Source organism: Acidovorax sp. HMWF029, assembly GCF_003060895.1.
Classification (GTDB): Bacteria; Pseudomonadota; Gammaproteobacteria; order Burkholderiales; family Burkholderiaceae_C; genus Acidovorax.
This window is the reverse complement of the sequence record NZ_QAIH01000156.1, coordinates 1-2,784: the sequence shown is the minus strand read 5'-3', so window position 1 is coordinate 2,784 and position 2,784 is coordinate 1. Positions and strand designations below refer to the sequence as shown.

The following is a 2,784-nucleotide window of genomic DNA, read 5'->3' as shown; positions in this document are numbered from 1 at the left end:
CCCCCCACAAGCTGCCCCTGAGCAAGTGGACCGCCGTGGTGGCGGTGAACAAGGAAAAGCACTTTCTGGTCACCCGCGTGGTGCCCCCCGCCAGCCCCGACCTGCCCATTGAAGCGGTCGAACTGGAGGCCGTGATCTCTGGCCGCAGCATGGTGATGCCCTGGCGCGACTTGCAAGACGCCGCGCGCTGGCACCAGGGATGGGTGTAGCCGGGCTGCTTCGCTACCAGCGGTGGTTGGACCAGCGTGGCGTCGGGCGCTATCGGTGTTTGTATTGCGTGGGGCAATAGGCCCGGCTCACCGCAGGCGAGCGCAAGGCAGCATGCTTGGTGGCCCGCCCCGTCACACGCTGGCGCCACAGGCGAAAAGAGCCGGGCTTGAGCTGGCGGCGCATGAGGGTGATGACGGCTGCCTCGTTCAGCCCGAACTGCAGCGCAATGGACTCGAACGGTGTGCGGTCTTCCCACGCCATCTCGATGATGCGGGAGATGTCTTCGGCCGCCAGCACGGTGGGCTGATGGGTGGCAGCGCGCGGGGCGCTGGGGGTGTGCAGTGCGTGGTGGGTGTGCATGGTGAAAGCGTGCACGTGGCAAAAGCCTGGGCCGGGCACGGAGCTATTGGACACCGGCCCGGCCATTGACGTGCGGGCGCTTCAGATGCCCTTATGCTATTTATTTAATAGCTATTAGCGCTTGCCTATCAGGCGGTAGGGCCTGAAAAGCACCTGAAGACGGCGCTGTTTTAGACCCAGCGGGTACGCCAGCCTGAGCATGGCGGCAGCAAGGGGGATTTGCACCTACCCCCTGGCGAAAACAAGCACCCACCACGGGTGCGTCGCGGATGGCGGATGGTGGCGGGCGTTCGGGTGGGCTAGGCAGATTGGGAGTTGGTGCGGTGCGGTGCGGTGCGGTGCAGACAAGGATGCTGCAAAGGTACTGACACTGCGGTGTCAGCAGCAGGCCCGCACCATCGGTGGATTCTTTGACCAGGAGCTTTTTCATGATCGACGCCCTGCTGCAACGCCCCCTTTGGCCGGATGCCGAGCTTGCACGCGGCGACATGCCCCTGTCGGCAGCGCCCCCTGCAGCCACCACGCGCCGCAACTGGATCGCCGTGGCCTGCGCCCAGCACGCCCGCCGTGGCTGTGCCACGGCGGGCGCAGGCTACATGCAGGTGTGCCATGGCAAGGTTGCGCCGCTGCAGCGCATCCGGCCCGGCGACCGCGTGGCGTACTACGCGCCCACCATCACGATGGGTGGCAAGGACCGGCTGCAGGCGTTTGTCTCCATCGGCATCGTGTTGCCGGGCGCGCCGTATGCGTTTGACATGGGTGGCGGGTTTGTGCCGTCGCGGCGGGACGTGGCCTATGTGCCTGCACGTGAGGCGGCGATTGCGCCGCTGCTGGACGCGCTGGAGTTTGTGGGCGACCGACAGCGCTGGGGCAGCAAGTTCCGCTTTGGGCTGTTTGCCGTGAGCGACAACGACATGCGCCTCATTGCACAAGCGATGGAGGCAGATACAGCCCTGCTGCGTTGGACATAGCGGCACGCCAGTGGACGGCAAACACTGACCGCCCTCCAGAAGGTGCCACGTAGGGCTGGCAGCTGCCGACGCAGCCCCTCAACATACGGCCATCAACGCATCCACAACCTTTCGTTGCGCCGCGTTCAGGGCCGCATAGCCTTCGCGCAGCATGCGCAGCACGATCTCGTGGATTTCCAGTTCGCCATTGGGCATGGTGTTCTCCTTGGAGGAAGTCTTCTTCGGCCACCAAGCAGGTGGGCCGAGGGATCACGGTGCATGGTGCAGGCCCGTAGCCCCACCAGCACACTGGCCTGCCCCACCATGGACCAAGCCCCATGCCACTGTGCCAACGTGGCACGGGGGCAATGCGGCGATGTGAGGGGAATTGGCGGCGCTGTTTATGTCCCACGGGGCAATCGATGGCCCACAGGCGCGGCAGTGCCAGGCCGCCTTCAGCTTCGATCACTCCTGTTTTTATAGCTATCAGCGCTTATCCATCAATCGCTAGCGGGCAACAAAACTAAAAATCAAGGATGCGCAGGCCCCGCCCGCACGCGAGCCAATGCCTCGGGCACATCGCGCCACGCCGGGCGGCCCGGTGCGTATCGCTGGCGCATGTAGCCCGCCAGCTCGGTGATCTGCGCGTCGCTGAGCGCGTGGCCGAAGCCGGGCATGAAGCCGATGTCGCGCGCAGCAGGCTCGCGAATGCCGTGCACGATGACCTGCAGCAGGTTGTCGGGCCGGTCGCTGTGCAGGTTGCTGTTGAGCGCCAAGGGCACGTTCACGCCCAGCAGCTTCGGGCCGTCGCCGTCGTGGTGGCAGGCGGCGCAGGCACCGTCGAACAAACGCTGGGCTTGGCCGGGCTGCGGGGCCAGTGCGGCGGCCTGGGCCACGGCGGCTTGTGCGCGGTGGGCTGGCTGGGTGGCGGCTTCCGCAGCGGTGAACGAGGCCAAATAGCTTGCCATGGCGCGGATGTCGTCGTCGGGCAAGTGGGCCAGCTCGCGCACCACGGGCGCCATGGGGCCGGAGGCGCTGCCGTGCTGCGGGCTGTGGCCGTGGCGCAGGTAGGCGTACAGCGCATCGGCCGTCCAGGGCACGGGCGCTTTTGAGAGGCCCGTGAGCGCGGGCGCCTCCCAGCCATCGACCATGGCGCCGGAGAGGAACGCGGCACCGCCCAATTCAGCGCCCAGTGCATTGCGCGGCGTGTGGCAGGCGCCGCAGTGGCCCACGCCCTGCACCAGGTAGGCGCCCCGGTTCCATT

4 protein-coding genes are annotated in these 2,784 nt (G+C 66.7%); 2 read left to right on the top strand and 2 right to left on the bottom strand.

The annotated features are described in order from the left end of the window. The coding region (locus DBR12_RS10980) for a TIGR02450 family Trp-rich protein (RefSeq protein ID WP_108617275.1) at positions 1–209 on the top strand (209 nt) is incomplete at its 5' end. A gap of 49 nt (positions 210–258) precedes the next feature. Here the strand turns inward: DBR12_RS10980 and DBR12_RS10975 are convergent. Then, positions 259–570: a TIGR03643 family protein gene (locus DBR12_RS10975; protein ID WP_108617276.1), complete on the bottom strand. Its 312-nt coding sequence runs from the start codon at positions 568–570 to the stop codon at positions 259–261. Positions 571–998: 428 nt separating this feature from the next. Between DBR12_RS10975 and DBR12_RS10970 the strand changes: the two genes are divergently transcribed. Continuing rightward, positions 999–1,541, top strand: a complete 543-nt coding sequence (locus DBR12_RS10970; RefSeq protein ID WP_108617274.1) for an EVE domain-containing protein — start codon at positions 999–1,001, stop codon at positions 1,539–1,541. A 509-nt stretch (positions 1,542–2,050) separates the two neighbouring features. Here the strand turns inward: DBR12_RS10970 and DBR12_RS10965 are convergent. Further along, a partial coding sequence (locus tag DBR12_RS10965; RefSeq protein ID WP_146185514.1) for a cytochrome c occupies positions 2,051–2,784 on the bottom strand: 734 nt, incomplete at its 5' end.